Genomic DNA, 14,960 nt, shown 5'->3' with positions numbered 1-14,960 from the left:
GCGGAGCGCTTTGACGCGCATGATTCTAGTTTATCAGGGGAAACCTTGGATAAAATGCTGCGCCTTACATCCCCACCTTCAAAGGCGGGGCCTTACGGCGCTTTTTGGTAAAGTTCTAACAACACCACTTTGCTCCCAGCGCAAAAGCCGGCCCGCTTTGCTAGGAGCTGCGCAGCCGCCAGTATGACCAGAGCCATTCCATCGGATCCAGGAGCCCAGTTTAAACCGGTTGCAGGTGCCGTAACCGCCTCCCGTGGCTTCCGCGCTGCCGGCGTAGCTGCTGGCCTCAAGCCCTCCGGCGCCGCCGATCTGGCCCTGATTGTTTCCGACAGCGAGGCGGTAGGGGCTGGCGTTTTCACCACCAACCAGGTTAAGGCCGCCTGCGTCACCTACAACCAGAGCATCCTCGCCCAAGGCCAGCCGGTGCGGGCCATCCTCTGCACTGCCGGCCAGGCCAACGCCTGTACAGGCGAAGAGGGGGAGCGCAACAATGCCCAACTGGCCCGCTGGGTGGCAGAGCGGCTGGGGATCCCCTCCCACCAGGTGCTCACCGCCTCCACAGGGGTCATTGGACAACAACTGGAAATGGCCAAAATCGAGGCGGCCCTGCCCCACCTTATCGACCGCCTCTCGCCGGCAGGAGGAGAGAGCGCTGCCCGCGCCATCCTCACCACTGATCTAGTTCCCAAGAGCACGGCTCTGGAGGCTAACATTGACGGCTACACCGTCAGGGTAGGAGGCATCGCCAAGGGATCCGGCATGATCCACCCCAACTTGGCGACCATGTTGGCTTTCCTAACCTCCGATGCGGCTGTGGATCCCCCACTCTGGCAGCAGATCCTCAAAGAGGCTGTTGACCTCAGCTTTAACCAAATCACCGTGGATGGGGATACCAGCACCAACGACATGGTACTGGCTCTAGCCAACGGCCAAAGCGGGATCCCCACGGTGCAAGCGGGTACAAAAGCTGCCCAAACCCTAGCCGAGATGGTTGCCCAGGTTTGCATTCACCTAGCTAAGGCCATTGCCCGCGACGGGGAGGGAGCCACCAAGTTGCTGGAGATCCGGGTGCAAGGCGCCCCCGACGACCGGTCGGCTCGGCAGATAGCCCGCGTCATTGCCAGCTCTCCCTTGGTCAAGGCAGCAGCCTTTGGGGGCGACCCCAACTGGGGACGAGTGGCCGCCGCCGCTGGCCGAGCAGGGATCCCTTTTGACAGCCGCCTTCTGGAGATCCGGCTGGGAGATTTCCTGCTTTTAGAGAAGGGAATGCCCCTCCCCTTTGACCGCCAGGCCGCTCGCGAGTACCTCAAGGGGGATCCCGTCGTCTTCACGGTGGATCTCCACCAGGGGCCTGGTCAGGGCGTAGCCTGGGGCTGCGATCTCAGCTACGACTATGTGCGCATCAACGCCGAGTACACCACCTAGGCCGCTTGGCAAGCCCAAACTAGAAGCTGAGGCTCTCCCAGGAGACGTTGATGTCTTCCAGCAGCAGCGACTTGTTGTAAATCTCCAGGAGGATCAGCATGAAGATGCCAAACAGCACCATGAAGACTGCCATTAGAGGCGTGGTGCCCCAGCCGGGGGCTACTTTGCCGTATTCTGAGTTCAGCGGACGCAGCAGATCGCCCAGTCGGGTACGAATGGCCATAGTTCTCGCCGTAGGTTAAGAAGGAACAAAGCTGGCGGCGGATCCTCTAAAGACTCAATGCCGCAAGAACAGCCATCTTTAGATCACGCTACCAGAATCTGGCCCCACCCCTTTGCCGATAGCAATGAATCTTGACATCCCTTGTCCTTGCCAGGCAGAGGATTCCGTGCATGTCGCCGCTGAGGCGCAATGTTTTGTAAACTTGTGTAATACTCTAGAGAGACTCTCTCGGGATCCCAGCGATGGAAGCTAGCCTCTCCCTCATCGTGGCTATTGTGGCCACTACTATTGTCATTACCGCCTTTGCCATCTACACCGCCTTCGGACCTCCTTCCAAGAACTTGAAGGATCCCTTCGAAATGCACGAGGATTGAAGCCCGTTGTCTTGTTGCACTGCATGGCTGCCCGGCTGCCCTCCCATCTCACCTTCCACAAGTACCAGGGGTTGGGAAACGATTTCATCTTGGTGGACAATCGCCACCAGCCCCAGCCCTGTCTGACACCAGAAGAGGCCATTGCCCTCTGCGATCGCCGCTTTGGCGTGGGGGCGGATGGGGTCATTTTCCTGCTGCCGGGGCAGGAGGGGGCTGATTTCAGCATGCGCCTGTTCAACAGCGACGGCTCGGAAGCGGAGATGTGCGGCAACGGCATCCGCTGCCTGGCTCGCTTTTTGCAGGATCTGGGGATCCCCGCCCAGGATGGCGCCTACCAGATCCACACCTTGGCAGGGCGGATTGTGCCGCGGGTGCAGCCCGATGGCTTGGTAACAGTGGACATGGGGATCCCTCGCCTTTTGGCCCAGCAGATTCCCACCACGCTGGCCGGGCCAGAGGAAAAGGTGGTGCGGCAACCGCTCCCAGTGGCCGGGCGGGAGTGGTGGGTGACAGCAGTGAGCATGGGCAACCCCCATTGCGTGGTCTTTCTGGAGGAGGAGGGATCCTTGGAGAAACTGGACTTGGAAAGGGTGGGTCCCCTGTTTGAGCATCACCCCGCCTTTCCCGAGCGCACCAACACCGAATTTGTGCAGGTACTCAGCCCTAACCGCCTGCGGCTGCGGGTTTGGGAGCGAGGGGCAGGGGCGACGCTGGCCTGTGGAACAGGAGCTTGTGCCGCCCTAGTGGCTGCCGTCTTGGAAGAGCGGGCCGAGCCCCAGGCCACGGTAGAGCTGCCGGGAGGCAACCTGGAGATTCGCTGGGATCTTGACACCCAACACGTGTGGATGACAGGGCCGGCCCTGCCCGTTTTCCGCGGCACCACTGCCGAGTGAGCGCTTTCAGGATCCCAACCCCACTAGGAGAAGGGCCAGCAAGGTGAGAATCCCGTGGGCAGGGCTCCAGCCCTGGTGCCAGATCATCAGCACTGCCAGGCCCAGCCAGACCAGCCCCAGCCCTAGGCCGAGGCGTAGGAACAGAGGGGGAGCCCCCTGGTTGAGGGAGCGTTTGAGCCAGGGGAAGATCACCCCCAAGCCAAAGGCCAGCCCCACGGGGATCCAGTCCATCCAGCCCGTCCGCTCCCAGCCCAGCAGGTAGAAGCCACCCAGGCAAAGGCCAAAGCCAAAAAGCAGCACCCGCATGGCAGGATAGTCTTGCCGGTAGCTGGAGGCGCGGCTCCAAGCTCCCTCAGGCTTGCTTGGGCTCAACGGCTCGACCACAAAGCTTTCGCTCCACTCCGGCGCCGCTTCAGTTTGGCCACGGCACCAAAGGTAAACGTTGACTTTGCGCAGCCCCTGCAGCAGCGAGGCCTCTACAGCGCTGCGCACCACCTCCATCACCTGCTGTGTGTCCACCCCATCGCCGGGCAGCCGTTCCAGCAGCACATTCAGCACCTGACCCTTCAGCTCGGCGCGGCCAAACAGCCGCAGATCGGCTAGCTTGTAGTCAAGGATTTGGTTTAGGGTCTTGAGCTGGCGGCGCATGGATCTCGGCACCCAGCCGTCTCGACTAGAACCAGTTTAGCGGTCGGGGAAGAGGCAGGGGAAAAGCGGGATCCAAGGCATTGACATTCTCCCTGCTCCAAAGGGCAGGGATTCTTTACTCAGACAGCAGGATGGCTCCTGCCGGCTGAGCTACACAGAGCATGAGGCTGAAACCTCAGCCCTATGGGGGATGCCATAACCCCAACTACTGGGCCCAAGCCCAGATACGTTCTGCGAAGGTTGACTGCCCCCACCCCGTCCCGATGGAACCTAAACCCGCACCCACACCTATGCCCACGGCCTTTTGGCTTGTTCCTCTTGTTGCAAGCAGGACAGGTTTGAGAGCTGTACCGCTTATCTTGGAGCACTACTCTCATCCCCAGCCGTTCGGCCTTGTAGGTGATGTAGTGCCGGGCTTGGCCATGCACCATCTGGTGGATCTTTTGATTCGCCTTCTTGCCGTAAAAGGACTCCGTCCCGCTAACGCGAGTGGCAGACACCCTGATATTCCGAATGTCCCCAATTACAACGGTCTGGACGCCCCTTGCATACAGCGTCGAGACAAGTCTTGTAGTTTGCTTGTGCAAAATATCTCGAATCTGGTCATTTAACCTCGCCAGCTGCTTTCGCCCAGAAGCTAAAACTCTCCTGTAACGCCTTGAGCCACGCCTCTTTCTGGCAAGCAGCCTTGACAGAGTGGATTTCAGCTTGTTCTGGTAGCGGCGCTTGGATCGCAGCAGTCTACCGTTGGCAATGTAAGTCTGTTCCCCATCATGGGCAACGGCCAGGTGAACCTCACCCAGATCCACACCAGCGACACCGCCCTCTTCCTTCTCTCCTTTGGGCGGCGCATCAACTATCTTGTAGCAAGCCCTCAGCTCATACTGCTTGCCGTCCCAGTCGATTTCTACCCAGACAGGCGTATCCCAAACCCAAGGGATCACCAACGGCTCTTTACCCCTCCCGTTCGACAACCGCAACTTTCCATCTACAACCTTGATGGCTGAGGACTTCCACTGGATTTTGTAATAGTACCGTCGGCGTCGAGGTGGACGAGCGTTGGGATCCGTTTTGCGGCGTTCCCTCCAGGACTTCAGAGAGGCAAAGAAGCTTTGCACTACCGCGTCTGCGCTATGGGCATGCAGCCGGTTTTCAGGGTCATTTGGAAACCAACGCATGAGTGTGGCAGGTTTCAACCACAGCCCTTTCTTGCGGACGACCCGCCAAAAACTGACGAGTGTCTTGGAGTACAGCTTGCCTGCGGCTCTGCTCAAAAGTTGTAGTTGGTCTGAAACTCCCAGCTTGAGCTTGCGGACAAAGTACATGCAAAGTTGTCTTTCTGCTATCTAGGGCATCATACAAAAAGCCGCTCTCAACGGCAGGGCTTGAAACCCAGTTTTCTTGGTCAAATGCGCGTACGAATGCACTGGCGAATGCGGAGATTGGACTGGTCCAGGTTGGCAAACCCACTTAGAAGCGTGCCCCGACCGTCTAAAAGCAGCAGGGCGGCCTGGCGGCGAAAATCGATCCCGGGTAGCACTTCGGCGGCGATCTCCTGCAGCTTCTGGATGGCTGCCCCCTCGAAATCAACCGAGACATGGACAAACGGAGAAGCCAAGCGGGGATCTGTCGGCACGCTCTCGCGGATGGCCTGCAGAACCAGGTCTCGCACCAGCTGCAGCCCTCTGCCATCGATCAACACAACCTGGCGCAGCCGAGGGTTGTGCCCAAACTCCAGAGCCAAACTTGTCGAGAGGGCCTCTGCTTGGGAGCGGGTTTGGCGGTTGGTTAAGATCAGCGCCTGCAGGCCGTGGTAGCTGCCTAGGTCAAGGGGATCCCCGGAAATGCTTTCCAGCTTGAGGTCAAGGGATACGTTGGGACTGCCGTTGCTGGGGCAGTTGCCAGCCTGAGCTGGAGCCAACGGGCCCAAGAAGAGGAGAGCAAAGGTAGCAACCCCACAAGCGACAAGTCTTTTTGGAAAAGCAAGCAGGCAGCCGCAGCCAAGCAAAACTCGTTTCATAGCAGCAAGTTCTGGGGTGGGCTGGCCAAATCTTAACCAATCTTCATCTTTGGCCCTGGCGCTCCTGGTTGGGCTTCCCACCCCCGTTGGGTTGCCAGCCTGGGCCCATAATGGAAAGCAGTCTCTCGGGGGCGGCAGATAGGTATGGCTTCTGGCTCTTTGTTGGATGGCCTCAATCCCTCCCAACGCCAAGCGGCGCAGCACTTTTGTGGCCCTTTGCTGGTGGTGGCGGGGGCAGGTTCCGGCAAGACACGCACCCTCACCCACCGCATTGCCTACCTCATCCGCCACTATCGGGTAAATCCAGAGGAGATTTTGGCCGTTACCTTCACCAACAAGGCCGCTCGCGAAATGAAGGAGCGCATCGAGCAGCTTTTTGCCGAGCAGGAGGCGCAGGAACAATTTGGGATCCCCTTGGCGCAACTGGAGCCTGCTCAGGCCACCCGGCTGAAATCCAGTGTTTACCACCGTTGGATTAAGCCCCTTTGGATCGGCACGTTTCACAGCCTATTTGCCCGGATTCTGCGCCTGGAGATTGAAAAATATCGGGATCTCAAGGGACGCAGGTGGACTCGCCACTTCTCAATCTTTGACGAGTCTGACGCCTACTCTTTGATTAAAGAAATTGTGATCAATCGGCTTAACTTGGATGAGCGCCAGTTTGATCCCAAGTTGGTGCGCCATGCCATCAGCAAGGCCAAAAATCAGGGCTGGACTCCTGCGGATCTGGAACGCCACCAGCCCAATTTCCGCGGCCGCGTCCTAGCTCAGGTTTACGAGCTCTACGAAGATCAACTGGCGGCCAATAATGCCCTCGACTTCGACAACTTAATTTGGATCCCGGTGCAGCTTTTCCGCCAAAACGAGCAGGTTTTGGCCTACTGGCACCAGCGCTTTCGGCACATCTTGGTGGACGAATACCAAGATACCAACCGCACCCAGTACGAACTCATCCGGCTGCTAGTTACCAATGGGGAGAGCTGCCGCTCCAAGTGGGACTGGACCAATCGCTCCATCTTTGTGGTGGGTGATGCGGATCAAAGTATCTATCGCTTTCGCGGGGCAGATTTTACCATTTTGCTCGAGTTTCAAGAGACCTTTGGCGATGGCCTTCCAGACGACGACACCCACACCATGGTGAAGCTGGAGGAAAACTATCGCTCTACAGCTACTATTTTGAAGGCAGCCAACGTCTTGATCGAGAAAAACACGGAGCGCATCGATAAAATTCTCCGGCCAACTCGCCCTCCAGGCCATCCTATCGTTTGCTACCAGGCGGAGGACGAGATGGCAGAGGCTGAGTTTGTGGTCAACACCATTCGCAAGTTACACAGCCAAAATCCCAACTCTTCCTGGGGAGATTTTGCCATCCTCTACCGCACCAACGTCCAATCCCGCCCCTTTGAGGAGGTTTTGCTGCGGTGGGGGATCCCCTACACAGTGGTGGGCGGGCTGCGATTTTACGAGCGCAAGGAAATTAAAGATGTGCTGGCCTATTTGCGGGCCGTGCTCAACCCTGCCGACTCCTTTAGCCTGTTGCGCATTATCAATGTGCCGCGGCGGGGTATTGGCAAATCCACTTTGGACAAACTAACCGAAGCAGCAACTGCCCTCAATGTGCCTCTATGGGCTATCCTCTGCGACGAGGCTGCTGTAACCAAGCTGGTGGGACGCTCCGCCAGGCCGGTTATCCAGTTTGCCCAGTTCATCGAACATTGGCACAAACAAGTAGCGCAGGTTTCCGCTGCTACCCTTTTGCAAGAATTGCTGCGGGATTCTGGGTATCTAGCAGATCTCAAGGCCCAGGGCACGCCAGAGGCTGAGGAGAGAATTGCCAACGTGATGGAGCTCTACAACGCCGCTTGTCAATTTGAGGAAGAAGAGGAGGATCCCAGCCTCGAGGCTTTCTTGAGCGCTGTCTCTTTGGCTGCGGATTTGGACAATCTGGAGGAAGGGGCTGAGAAAGTTGCTTTGATGACATTGCACGCTTCCAAAGGACTGGAGTTCCCCGTGGTCTTTTTGGTGGGGTTGGAACAGGGCCTGTTTCCCAATTTCCGCGCTCTGGAGGACCCGGATGCTTTGGAAGAAGAACGGCGCCTTTGCTACGTAGGCATTACCCGCGCCCGCGAGCAATTGTTTCTCTGCTACGCCAGCAGGAGACGCCTCTACGGCAACTGCGAGCCCTCTCTATTTTTGAGTGAGCTGCCGCACAACCTGATCCAGTGGCAGAGAGGCGGCCCGCTGCAACCTCGCCGGGTAGCCGAACCCAGAGAGGCAGCTACTGGCTGGGAGGGATCCCAGCGCTGGGCGGTGGGAGATCGTTTGCAACACCCCAAATTTGGCCAGGGGCAAATTACTCACATCTTTGGCAGCGGCGACCAGGTTACCTTAGCTGTGAGATTTCCCGCGGTGGGCCAAAAAATTTTGGATCCGCGCATCGCGCCCATCCAAAAGCTCAGCTAGCGCTCTGGTCCAAAACGACTTTGGCAGCTTAACTGGCCAGAGCGTCTTTGAATCTGACCTGAGGACATTGGCCGGTGCAGGACTTGGGATCTGGCAAATAACTTCATAGACTAGAGCAAAGGGCTCATCGCCATGGTTTTGCTGCAACCAAAGCCGCCCCTGTGATCCCGGTTCGCCTGACCTTACGCAACTTTCTCTGCTACTCTCAGGCGGTTTTGGATCTGCGCGGGATCCACACCGCTTGCATTTGTGGTCCCAACGGGGCGGGCAAATCGGCTTTGCTTGATGCCCTTACCTGGGGCCTCTGGGGCCAGAGCCGGGCCAGCAACGACAGCGACCTCATCCGCAAAGGAGCTAGCGAAACCTGGGTGGAGGTGATCTACCGCTCGCGCGGACAGACCTACCGCGTCCTGCGCAGCCGCCACCTCTCGGGGGAGGGATCCCTGGAGTGGCAAATCCAGATTGGAGAAAGCGAGGGCCAAGCCCGTTGGCGCAGCCTTACCCGCCGGGGCCTGCGCGCCACTCAAGAGGCAATTGAAAGTCAGCTTGGCCTTGACTACGACACCTTTCTCCACTCCGCCTACCTGCGCCAGGGACAGGCCGATGCCTTTACCCTAAAGCGCCCCGGCGAGCGCAAGCAGGTCTTGGCGGACATGCTCAAGCTGGGCCAGTACGACTTGCTGGCCGAGCGCTGCCGCGAACAGGCCCGCAGCGCCAAGCTCAGAGCCGACCTGCTCCAACAGCGCCTGCGCAAGCTGGAGCAACACCCCACCGACCTCGAGCAAATCCAAGCGCAACTGGAGCAGCTTCAGCAACGGCAAACCCATCTGCAACAGCTCTTGGTGCAGCAGCAGCAGGAGTTGCAGGCTCTAGAGCGCGCCTACGAACATCGCCGCACCCTCCAGGAGCGGTACCAGCAGCTTGCCCACCATGTGCACAAGCTCAGCGCCAACCTGCACCACACCGAGCAGCAGTGGCGAGCGCAGCGGCAGCAGCTTTTGCAGTTGGAAGAGCTGGTTGCCAAAAGCGAAGAGATCCAGGCCGGCTACGAACGCTATCAAGCCCTGATGGCGCAGGATCGCCATCTCCACCATCTCTTCCAGCAGCAACAACAGCTGGTGCAGGAACGCCAAAAGCTGCAGGCCCAACAGGCCGAGCAACAGCAGCAATACCTGCAGAGGATGCAACAGCTGCAACAGGAATTGGCTGCCTGCCAGGTCCAGGCTCAGGCCGATGCCCAACTCCTGGCCGAACAGGAGCGCATTGAAAACGCCCTGTACCACTACCGGCAGGCCTATGAGCGGCTGCAGAGCTTGAACGAGGCTCAGGCTCAAGCGGCCACCCTCCTAGAGCAACAACGGCACTGGCAGGAGGAGATCCGCCGCGAGCGGGAACGCCTGCAAGCCCGCCTCCAGTTCCTCAAGCAGCATCTGCAAAGCCAGGAGAGCCTGGCCCAACAGCAGCAGCAACTGGCCGAGAAAATTGCCGCCGGAGCAGCGGCCCTGGCCGAGCTGGAACGGCAGCGCCTCTACCAGCAGCAGGTGCTGGAAAAAATCCAAGAGCGCCGCCTCTTTGTGCAGAAGCTGCAGGAGCGGCAGCGGGTTCTCCAGCAGCAGTGGCAACAGGAGGAGGAGCACTGCCGCCTGCTAGAGGATCCCTGGGAAACTTTCCCCCTCCAGAAGGATCCAAATTGCCCAGGCGCTGACCCTCCTGAACCCGGAGAGCCCTACTCTGTCCCTGCTTTGGCGGGGGTGAAGGCCGTGGCAGACAAAGCCACCCCCGAAGCAGCCTTCTCGGAGCAGCCTGCTGCGCCCGCACCGCCCGCCCCAGGGCTGGCCACGCCAGGATCCCAGCTCTGGGTTTGCCCCCTCTGCGCTCGCCCCCTCAGCCCCCCTTTGAGGGCGGTGGTGCTGCAAAAACACCGCCAGCGCCAAGAGGAGATTGCCGGCGAGCTCTTTGTCATTCGCGAGCAACTGGCGGTGGCCGACCGGGAGATCGGGCTGTTGCAAGAAGAAGCTCAGCGTCTTGGCCAGGAATTGGCCACCTGGGACGAGCGACTGCACCTCCAGGGGCGCCTGCAACAGCAGTGGGAGGCCGAGCAGGAGCGTCGTCGGCAGCTGGAGGCCTGGCGACTAGAAGCGGCAGAACTGGAGCAGCTCCTCAGCCAAGAAGCCTACGCCCAAGAGGCACGGCAGCAGCTTGCCCAGATCCAGCAGTCCCTACAGCAGCTGGGCTACGACGAGCGGGAACACGCCCTGCAACGAGCAGAGCTGGAGCGCTGGCGCTGGGCCCTGGGCCGCTCCCAGGAACTGCGCAAAGCCCAAGAGCGCCGCCCTCGCCTGGCCGAGCAAATCGCCTCCCTGCAAGCGCAGCTGGAAGCCCTGCGGCAGACAGCCTCCTCTGCTGCTCTGGCGGAACGGCTGGCCCAGATCGAGCAGGCGCTGGACCACCTTGGCTACGACGGATCCCTGCACCAGCAAGTAAAAGCAGAGCTGGCCCAGGCGCAACTGTGGCCGGCCCGCCTGCAAGCCCTCCAGATGGCCTGCCAGGAGCTGCCAGAAGCAAGAGCCCGCAGCCAGGTCTTGGCCCAACGCCTACAGGAAAGCCGCCAGCAGCTTGCCCAGGCCACCCAAGAGCTGGAAGCACTACAGCGACAGCTGGCGGAGCAGCCCGAGGTCTCACCTACTCACCTGGAAGGGATCCGCCAAGCCCTGCAGGAGCACCGGCAAGAGCTAGATCAGGTGCTCTCTCAGCTTGGAGCGGCCCAACAGCGGTTGCAGCAAGCCCTTGAGCGACAAGCAGAGCAAGCCGAGCTGGAGCAGCAACTGCAGCAAGCCCGCCGCCAGCAGCAGGTGTACCAAGAGCTGGCCAACGCCTACGGCCGCAACGGCATTCCTGCCCTGATCATCGAAAACGTCCTGCCGGAGCTAGAAGCCCAGGCCAACCAGATCCTGGGCCGCCTCACCCAGCACCGCCTGCAACTCCGCTTTGTAACCCAGCGCTCGGGGCGACGTTCGGACAAGCTAATCGAAACCCTCGACATCCTCATCGCTGATCCCCGCGGCACCCGCCCCTACGAGACTTATTCCGGGGGAGAAGCCTTCCGCATCAACTTCGCCATTCGCCTAGCGTTGTCTCGCCTGCTCACCCAGCGCGCCGGCTCTGACCTGCAAACCTTGATCATCGACGAGGGGTTTGGATCCCAGGACGCCACCGGGCGGGCCCAGCTACTGGCGGCCATCAACGCCATTGCCTCCGAGTTTGCCTGCATCCTGGTCATTACCCACATCCCGAGCCTGCAAGATGCCTTTCCCTGCCGCATTGAGGTGCAGCCTTCTCCCCAGGGATCCCGCCTCTCCATTCGCAGCTAGTCGGCTGAGGATCCGCCAGCCTGCCTCTGCAGCCAGGGGCAGCTAAGGCTCTCCTGCTTGGGCTTTTGCGCAGGGGTCGGCAGCCCCCCTGTCGCTTTCAATCCTCGTCAGGGGATCCAGAGTAAAGATCCTCCAGGCGGCTGCGGGCTTCCTCCAGGCTGGTTGCGCGAATAACCAACAAAGGCTCTTCCGTCAGGTTGCCGTCCGCATCCAAGAGCTCTGGGTGGGGCGCCTGTCGGCGAGCGCGACGCGGTGAGGCCTTGGGCTCTTCTTTGCTTAGAGTTACTACGTTAACCACCAGGTTGCGCAGCGCCACGAAGGCAATGGCCACAAAAGCAATGAGGTAGAGGATCTGCAGCATCACGAGTCAGAGGAGTCAGAAGAGGGGTGAAGTTGGCGAAAGCGGCGGCCTAGCTCGGCGCACTCCATCAGCAGGCGATGCCATTTTGCCATCAGGGCCGGGTCAATGCCAACTTCATTGTCCGATAACCGATAGAGAGCTTCCGCTGCTTGTAACTCCGCTTGGGCAGCCAAGACCCGCTCCAAGAGGGACTGCTGCACTTCTGGGCTGATGAAGTCCAGGGTTTCTTCTTGCAAAAAGCGACGGCAGCGCTCAAACCAGTAGTGGTAGTCTTCTAGCAGCGGCCCCAGAATCTGCCGCAACAGCTTGGCTTTGCTCATGCCTGGGATCTCTATTAGGATGGGAAAAATCTTAGCCGAACTTAACGTTCTCCCGCCAGGGATCCCTGGCTGGCCTCTAGCTGGGCTTCCATCTCCAGCATGAGGGCTTCGATCTGAGGCAGCAATTCCTGGGCTTGCTCTTGCCAGTAGCCCCGCTGGTGGGCCTCCAGCAGCCGCTCGCTCATATCCCGCAAGGCCCAGGGGTTGTGGCTTCGCAAAAACTGCTGCACCTGGGGATCCAATAGGTAGGCGCGGGCCACCCCGGCGTACATGAAGTCTGGCACGGCGTGGGTGGTGACATCGTAGGCAAAGAGATAGTCCAGTGTGGCGGCCATCTCAAAGGCGCCCTTGTAGCCGTGGCGCATCACGCCGGCAATCCACTTGGGGTTGACGACGCGGGCGCGATAGACGCGGTCGATCTCTTCGGCCAGGGTGCGGATCTTGGGGTTGTGGGGACGGGCGTGATCCCCGAAGTAGATCTGGGGGTTGCGGCCCTGGAGCGTTCGCACCGCTGCCACCATACCCCCCTGAAACTGGTAGTAGTCGTCCGAGTCGAGGAGATCGTGCTCGCGGTTGTCTTGGTTGTGCAGGACAACTTGCAGACGGGCCAGTTGCCGCCGCAGCGCTTCGGGGGCTGGCTCTCCCTCCCCCTCGGCCCAGTAGGCGTAGCCGCTCCAGTTGAGGTAAGCGCGGGCCAGATCCGCTTCCGTTTCCCAGTTTTGCGCCTCGATCAGCCCCTGCAGACCGGCCCCGTAGGCCCCCGGCTTGGAGCCAAAGATGCGCAGCCGCGCTCGCTTGGCTGCTTCTGAGGGGGGGATCCCTTGCTCCTGCCAGTACTGGGTATCGGCTAGCACCTGAGCCCGCAGGGGGTTGTCGCTTTCCGGCTCCTCCAGAGCGGCCACGGCCTGCACGGCCCGGTCGAAGAGGGCAATCAGGTTGGGAAAGGCATCCCGAAAAAACCCAGAAATGCGCAGAGTTACATCCACGCGGGGACGCCCCAAAACCGCTACAGGCAGGATCTCGATATCCACCACCCGTCCCCCATCCCAGCGGGGCCTGACCCCCAAAAGCGCCAGCGCCTCGGCCCAGTCCTCGCCACCGGTTCTCAGGGTGGAAGTTCCCCACACGGATAGGCCCAGATGGCGGGGATATTCCCCCTGCTCTTGCACGTAGCGCTCCACCAGCCGCTCGGCAGCCAGCGAGCCAACTTGCCAGGCTGTCGGGGTGGGGATGGCGCGGATGTCCACCGAGTAGAAGTTGCGCCCAGTGGGCAACACCTCCACCCGGCCCCGCGTGGGAGCGCCGGAAGGGCCGCTGGGCACATAGCCGCCATTGAGACCGCGTAGGAGGTTTTCCAGCTCCTGGGGAGTTTGCTGCAGGCGAGGGAGCAAGTCCCTCTCTATCCACTGCAGCACCTGGCTGGCTGCCGGCCCCGGCGGCGGATCGTAGGGGATCCCCTGCAGCCGTTGGGCAATCCAGCGGCGGGCTTGAGCTTCTAGGGCAGCTACCCCATCTCCGATGCGGCGGAAGTTCTCGCCCATGGAGCTAATTCCTCAAGTAAACGGCTGCCCCTAGGCCAACCAGCATTTCTTCGGGGGTAATTTTGCCATCTTGGTTGGTGTCGAGGGCATCGAAGACGCGATCTGCCCCCATCCACTCCTCGCGGGTGATGAAGCCGTCCCCATCCAGATCGTAGAGGCGGAAGACATCCTGGGCGGCGTGGGTAATCGTTTCCTTGGCGCCCTCCAGCTTCTGCAGCCGCTCGGCGAGCAGTTTTTCCAGCACCTCCAGCGCCTTGGAGAAGCCCTGGATCCCTTCCTCCAGCTTTTCCGAGGCCATGCGGTTTTCCCGGTGCATCTGATCGAAGGTGGCTCGGTCCATCACCAGGCGGGGAATGTCCATTTTCTTGGCTTTTTCCGGATCCAGCTTGCGCTCCAGGTGGCCTTCGGTGTTTTGCAGCTCCGCTAGCAGAGGCGGCGAGATGGTGAGCAGGTCGCAGCCGGCCAGCTCGAGGATTTCCCCGATGTTGCGGAAGCTGGCGCCCATCACCTCTGTTGGGTAGTCGTATTTGCGCAGATAGTTGTAGATCTGGGTTACCGACTGCACGCCTGGGTCTTCGGCGGGCGGGTAGCTCTCCCGGCCGGTGTGTTTCTTGTACCAGTCGAGGATGCGGCCCACAAAGGGCGAGATGAGGGTTACCCCCGCCTCGGCACAGGCAATGGCCTGGTGCAGGCCAAACATCAGGGTAAGGTTGCAGTGGATCCCTTCTTTTTCCAGGATCTCGGCAGCCCGGATCCCTTCCCAGGTGGCGGCAATTTTAATCAACACCCGCTCGGGATCCGCCCCTGCTGCCTTGTAGAGCTCGATGAGATGGCGGGCCTTGGCAACCGTAGCTGCCGTGTCGTAGGAGAGGCGGGCATCTACCTCGGTGGAGACGCGGCCAGGAATAATGGACAAAATGCGCACGCCAAAGGCCACCGCCAGTTGGTCGACGGCGTGGGCCACCACGGTTTTGAGGTCGGCTTTGGATCCCAGGTCTTGGCGAGCCTTGAGCAAAGTTTCATCGACAATGCCCTGGTACTGGGGCATTTGGGCGGCCGCTGTGATTAAAGAGGGATTGGTGGTGGCATCCCGCGGCTTAAAGGTCTCGATGGCATTGATATCCCCCGTGTCGGCCACCACGACGGTGATCTCTCGCAACTGCTCCAGCAGGCTCCTGCTCATACTCCCCTCCTTGGGCCTCGCGCTCCGCGGCACTTTGGCAACCTAGTCCCAGTGTCACCTATCTCAGTAGGGGATCCCGCTAGCCGTGAGATTGTCTTAATTCTCTTCCGCTCCCCCTCACGGCTCTTGCCGAGAAGG

The 14,960-nt window shown here is 60.3% G+C and carries 12 protein-coding genes and 1 pseudogene; 5 read left to right on the top strand and 8 right to left on the bottom strand.

Features of this window, described 5'->3' with window-relative positions; translation table 11 throughout:
* Positions 1-183: 183 nt before the first annotated feature.
* Positions 184-1,425 (top strand): bifunctional glutamate N-acetyltransferase/amino-acid acetyltransferase ArgJ, encoded by a 1,242-nt coding sequence (argJ, locus tag NW808_RS00855; RefSeq protein WP_414419969.1) that lies wholly within the window; start codon positions 184-186, stop codon positions 1,423-1,425.
* 19 nt (positions 1,426-1,444) lie between these two features.
* Here argJ and psbH read toward each other — a convergent pair whose 3' ends face one another.
* A complete protein-coding gene (gene psbH / locus NW808_RS00850; RefSeq protein WP_414361343.1) occupies positions 1,445-1,648 on the bottom strand; it encodes a photosystem II reaction center phosphoprotein PsbH in 204 nt (67 codons plus the stop codon).
* 242 nt (positions 1,649-1,890) lie between these two features.
* Here psbH and psbN point away from each other — a divergent pair, with 242 nt between their 5' ends.
* On the top strand, positions 1,891-2,022 hold the full coding sequence (gene psbN, locus NW808_RS00845; RefSeq protein ID WP_414396835.1) for a photosystem II reaction center protein PsbN: 132 nt from the start codon (positions 1,891-1,893) through the stop codon (positions 2,020-2,022).
* A gap of 23 nt (positions 2,023-2,045) precedes the next feature.
* On the top strand, positions 2,046-2,915 hold the full coding sequence (dapF, locus tag NW808_RS00840) for a diaminopimelate epimerase (protein ID WP_414419968.1): 870 nt from the start codon (positions 2,046-2,048) through the stop codon (positions 2,913-2,915).
* 6 nt (positions 2,916-2,921) lie between these two features.
* On the opposite strand, the gene NW808_RS00835 is transcribed toward dapF, so the two are convergent.
* From NW808_RS00835 to NW808_RS00825, 3 genes are all read right to left on the bottom strand, one after another.
* Positions 2,922-3,575, bottom strand: coding sequence for a hypothetical protein (locus tag NW808_RS00835; protein ID WP_414412070.1), 654 nt, complete (start codon positions 3,573-3,575; stop codon positions 2,922-2,924).
* 107 nt (positions 3,576-3,682) lie between these two features.
* Positions 3,683-4,888, bottom strand: a complete 1,206-nt coding sequence (locus NW808_RS00830) for an RNA-guided endonuclease InsQ/TnpB family protein (protein WP_414419967.1) — start codon at positions 4,886-4,888, stop codon at positions 3,683-3,685.
* A gap of 80 nt (positions 4,889-4,968) precedes the next feature.
* Positions 4,969-5,493 carry a hypothetical protein gene (locus tag NW808_RS00825; protein WP_414410970.1) on the bottom strand — a complete coding sequence of 175 codons (525 nt, stop codon included), beginning with the start codon at positions 5,491-5,493 and terminating at the stop codon, positions 4,969-4,971.
* Between the two features lie 234 nt (positions 5,494-5,727).
* On the opposite strand from NW808_RS00825, the gene pcrA reads away from it, so the two are divergent.
* Entirely contained in the window at positions 5,728-8,046 is a 2,319-nt protein-coding gene (gene pcrA, locus NW808_RS00820; RefSeq protein ID WP_414419966.1) for a DNA helicase PcrA, read from the top strand.
* 161 nt (positions 8,047-8,207) lie between these two features.
* The gene (locus tag NW808_RS00815; RefSeq protein ID WP_414419965.1) at positions 8,208-11,417 is read left to right on the top strand and encodes an AAA family ATPase; all 3,210 of its coding nucleotides are present in this window, start codon (positions 8,208-8,210) and stop codon (positions 11,415-11,417) included.
* 97 nt (positions 11,418-11,514) lie between these two features.
* On the opposite strand, the gene NW808_RS00810 is transcribed toward NW808_RS00815, so the two are convergent.
* From NW808_RS00810 to NW808_RS00795, 4 genes and pseudogenes are all read right to left on the bottom strand, one after another.
* Complete coding sequence (locus tag NW808_RS00810; protein ID WP_414410967.1) at positions 11,515-11,778, bottom strand: DUF2973 domain-containing protein; 264 nt, start codon at positions 11,776-11,778, stop codon at positions 11,515-11,517.
* A complete protein-coding gene (locus tag NW808_RS00805; protein ID WP_414406072.1) occupies positions 11,778-12,098 on the bottom strand; it encodes a DUF2605 domain-containing protein in 321 nt (106 codons plus the stop codon). The genes NW808_RS00810 and NW808_RS00805 overlap by 1 nt, the downstream gene beginning before the upstream one ends.
* 41 nt (positions 12,099-12,139) lie before the next feature.
* Positions 12,140-13,624, bottom strand: a pseudogene (locus NW808_RS00800) (cobaltochelatase subunit CobN); the annotation flags it as partial.
* Between the two features lie 19 nt (positions 13,625-13,643).
* Entirely contained in the window at positions 13,644-14,822 is a 1,179-nt protein-coding gene (locus NW808_RS00795) for a transaldolase (RefSeq protein WP_414396418.1), read from the bottom strand.
* Positions 14,823-14,960 lie beyond the last annotated feature (138 nt).

The sequence above is a fragment of the Synechococcus sp. W70.1 genome (assembly GCF_047461515.1).
GTDB lineage: Bacteria > Cyanobacteriota > Cyanobacteriia > Thermostichales > Thermostichaceae > Thermostichus.
The sequence above is the reverse complement of the archived record's forward strand: the minus strand, read 5'-3'. Positions and strand labels throughout refer to the sequence as shown.

Bases quoted from the DNA above. Each gene is read 5' to 3' on its own strand.
- psbN (WP_414396835.1), top strand. From the start codon at position 1,891: ATGGAAGCTAGCCTCTCCCTCATCGTGGCTATTGTGGCCACTACTATT.
- NW808_RS00795 (WP_414396418.1), bottom strand. From the start codon at position 14,822: ATGAGCAGGAGCCTGCTGGAGCAGTTGCGAGAGATCACCGTCGTGGTG.
- dapF (WP_414419968.1), top strand. From the start codon at position 2,046: ATGGCTGCCCGGCTGCCCTCCCATCTCACCTTCCACAAGTACCAGGGG.
- NW808_RS00805 (WP_414406072.1), bottom strand. From the start codon at position 12,098: ATGAGCAAAGCCAAGCTGTTGCGGCAGATTCTGGGGCCGCTGCTAGAA.
- NW808_RS00830 (WP_414419967.1), bottom strand. From the start codon at position 4,888: ATGTACTTTGTCCGCAAGCTCAAGCTGGGAGTTTCAGACCAACTACAA.
- NW808_RS00810 (WP_414410967.1), bottom strand. From the start codon at position 11,778: ATGCTGCAGATCCTCTACCTCATTGCTTTTGTGGCCATTGCCTTCGTG.
- argJ (WP_414419969.1), top strand. From the start codon at position 184: ATGACCAGAGCCATTCCATCGGATCCAGGAGCCCAGTTTAAACCGGTT.
- psbH (WP_414361343.1), bottom strand. From the start codon at position 1,648: ATGGCCATTCGTACCCGACTGGGCGATCTGCTGCGTCCGCTGAACTCA.
- pcrA (WP_414419966.1), top strand. From the start codon at position 5,728: ATGGCTTCTGGCTCTTTGTTGGATGGCCTCAATCCCTCCCAACGCCAA.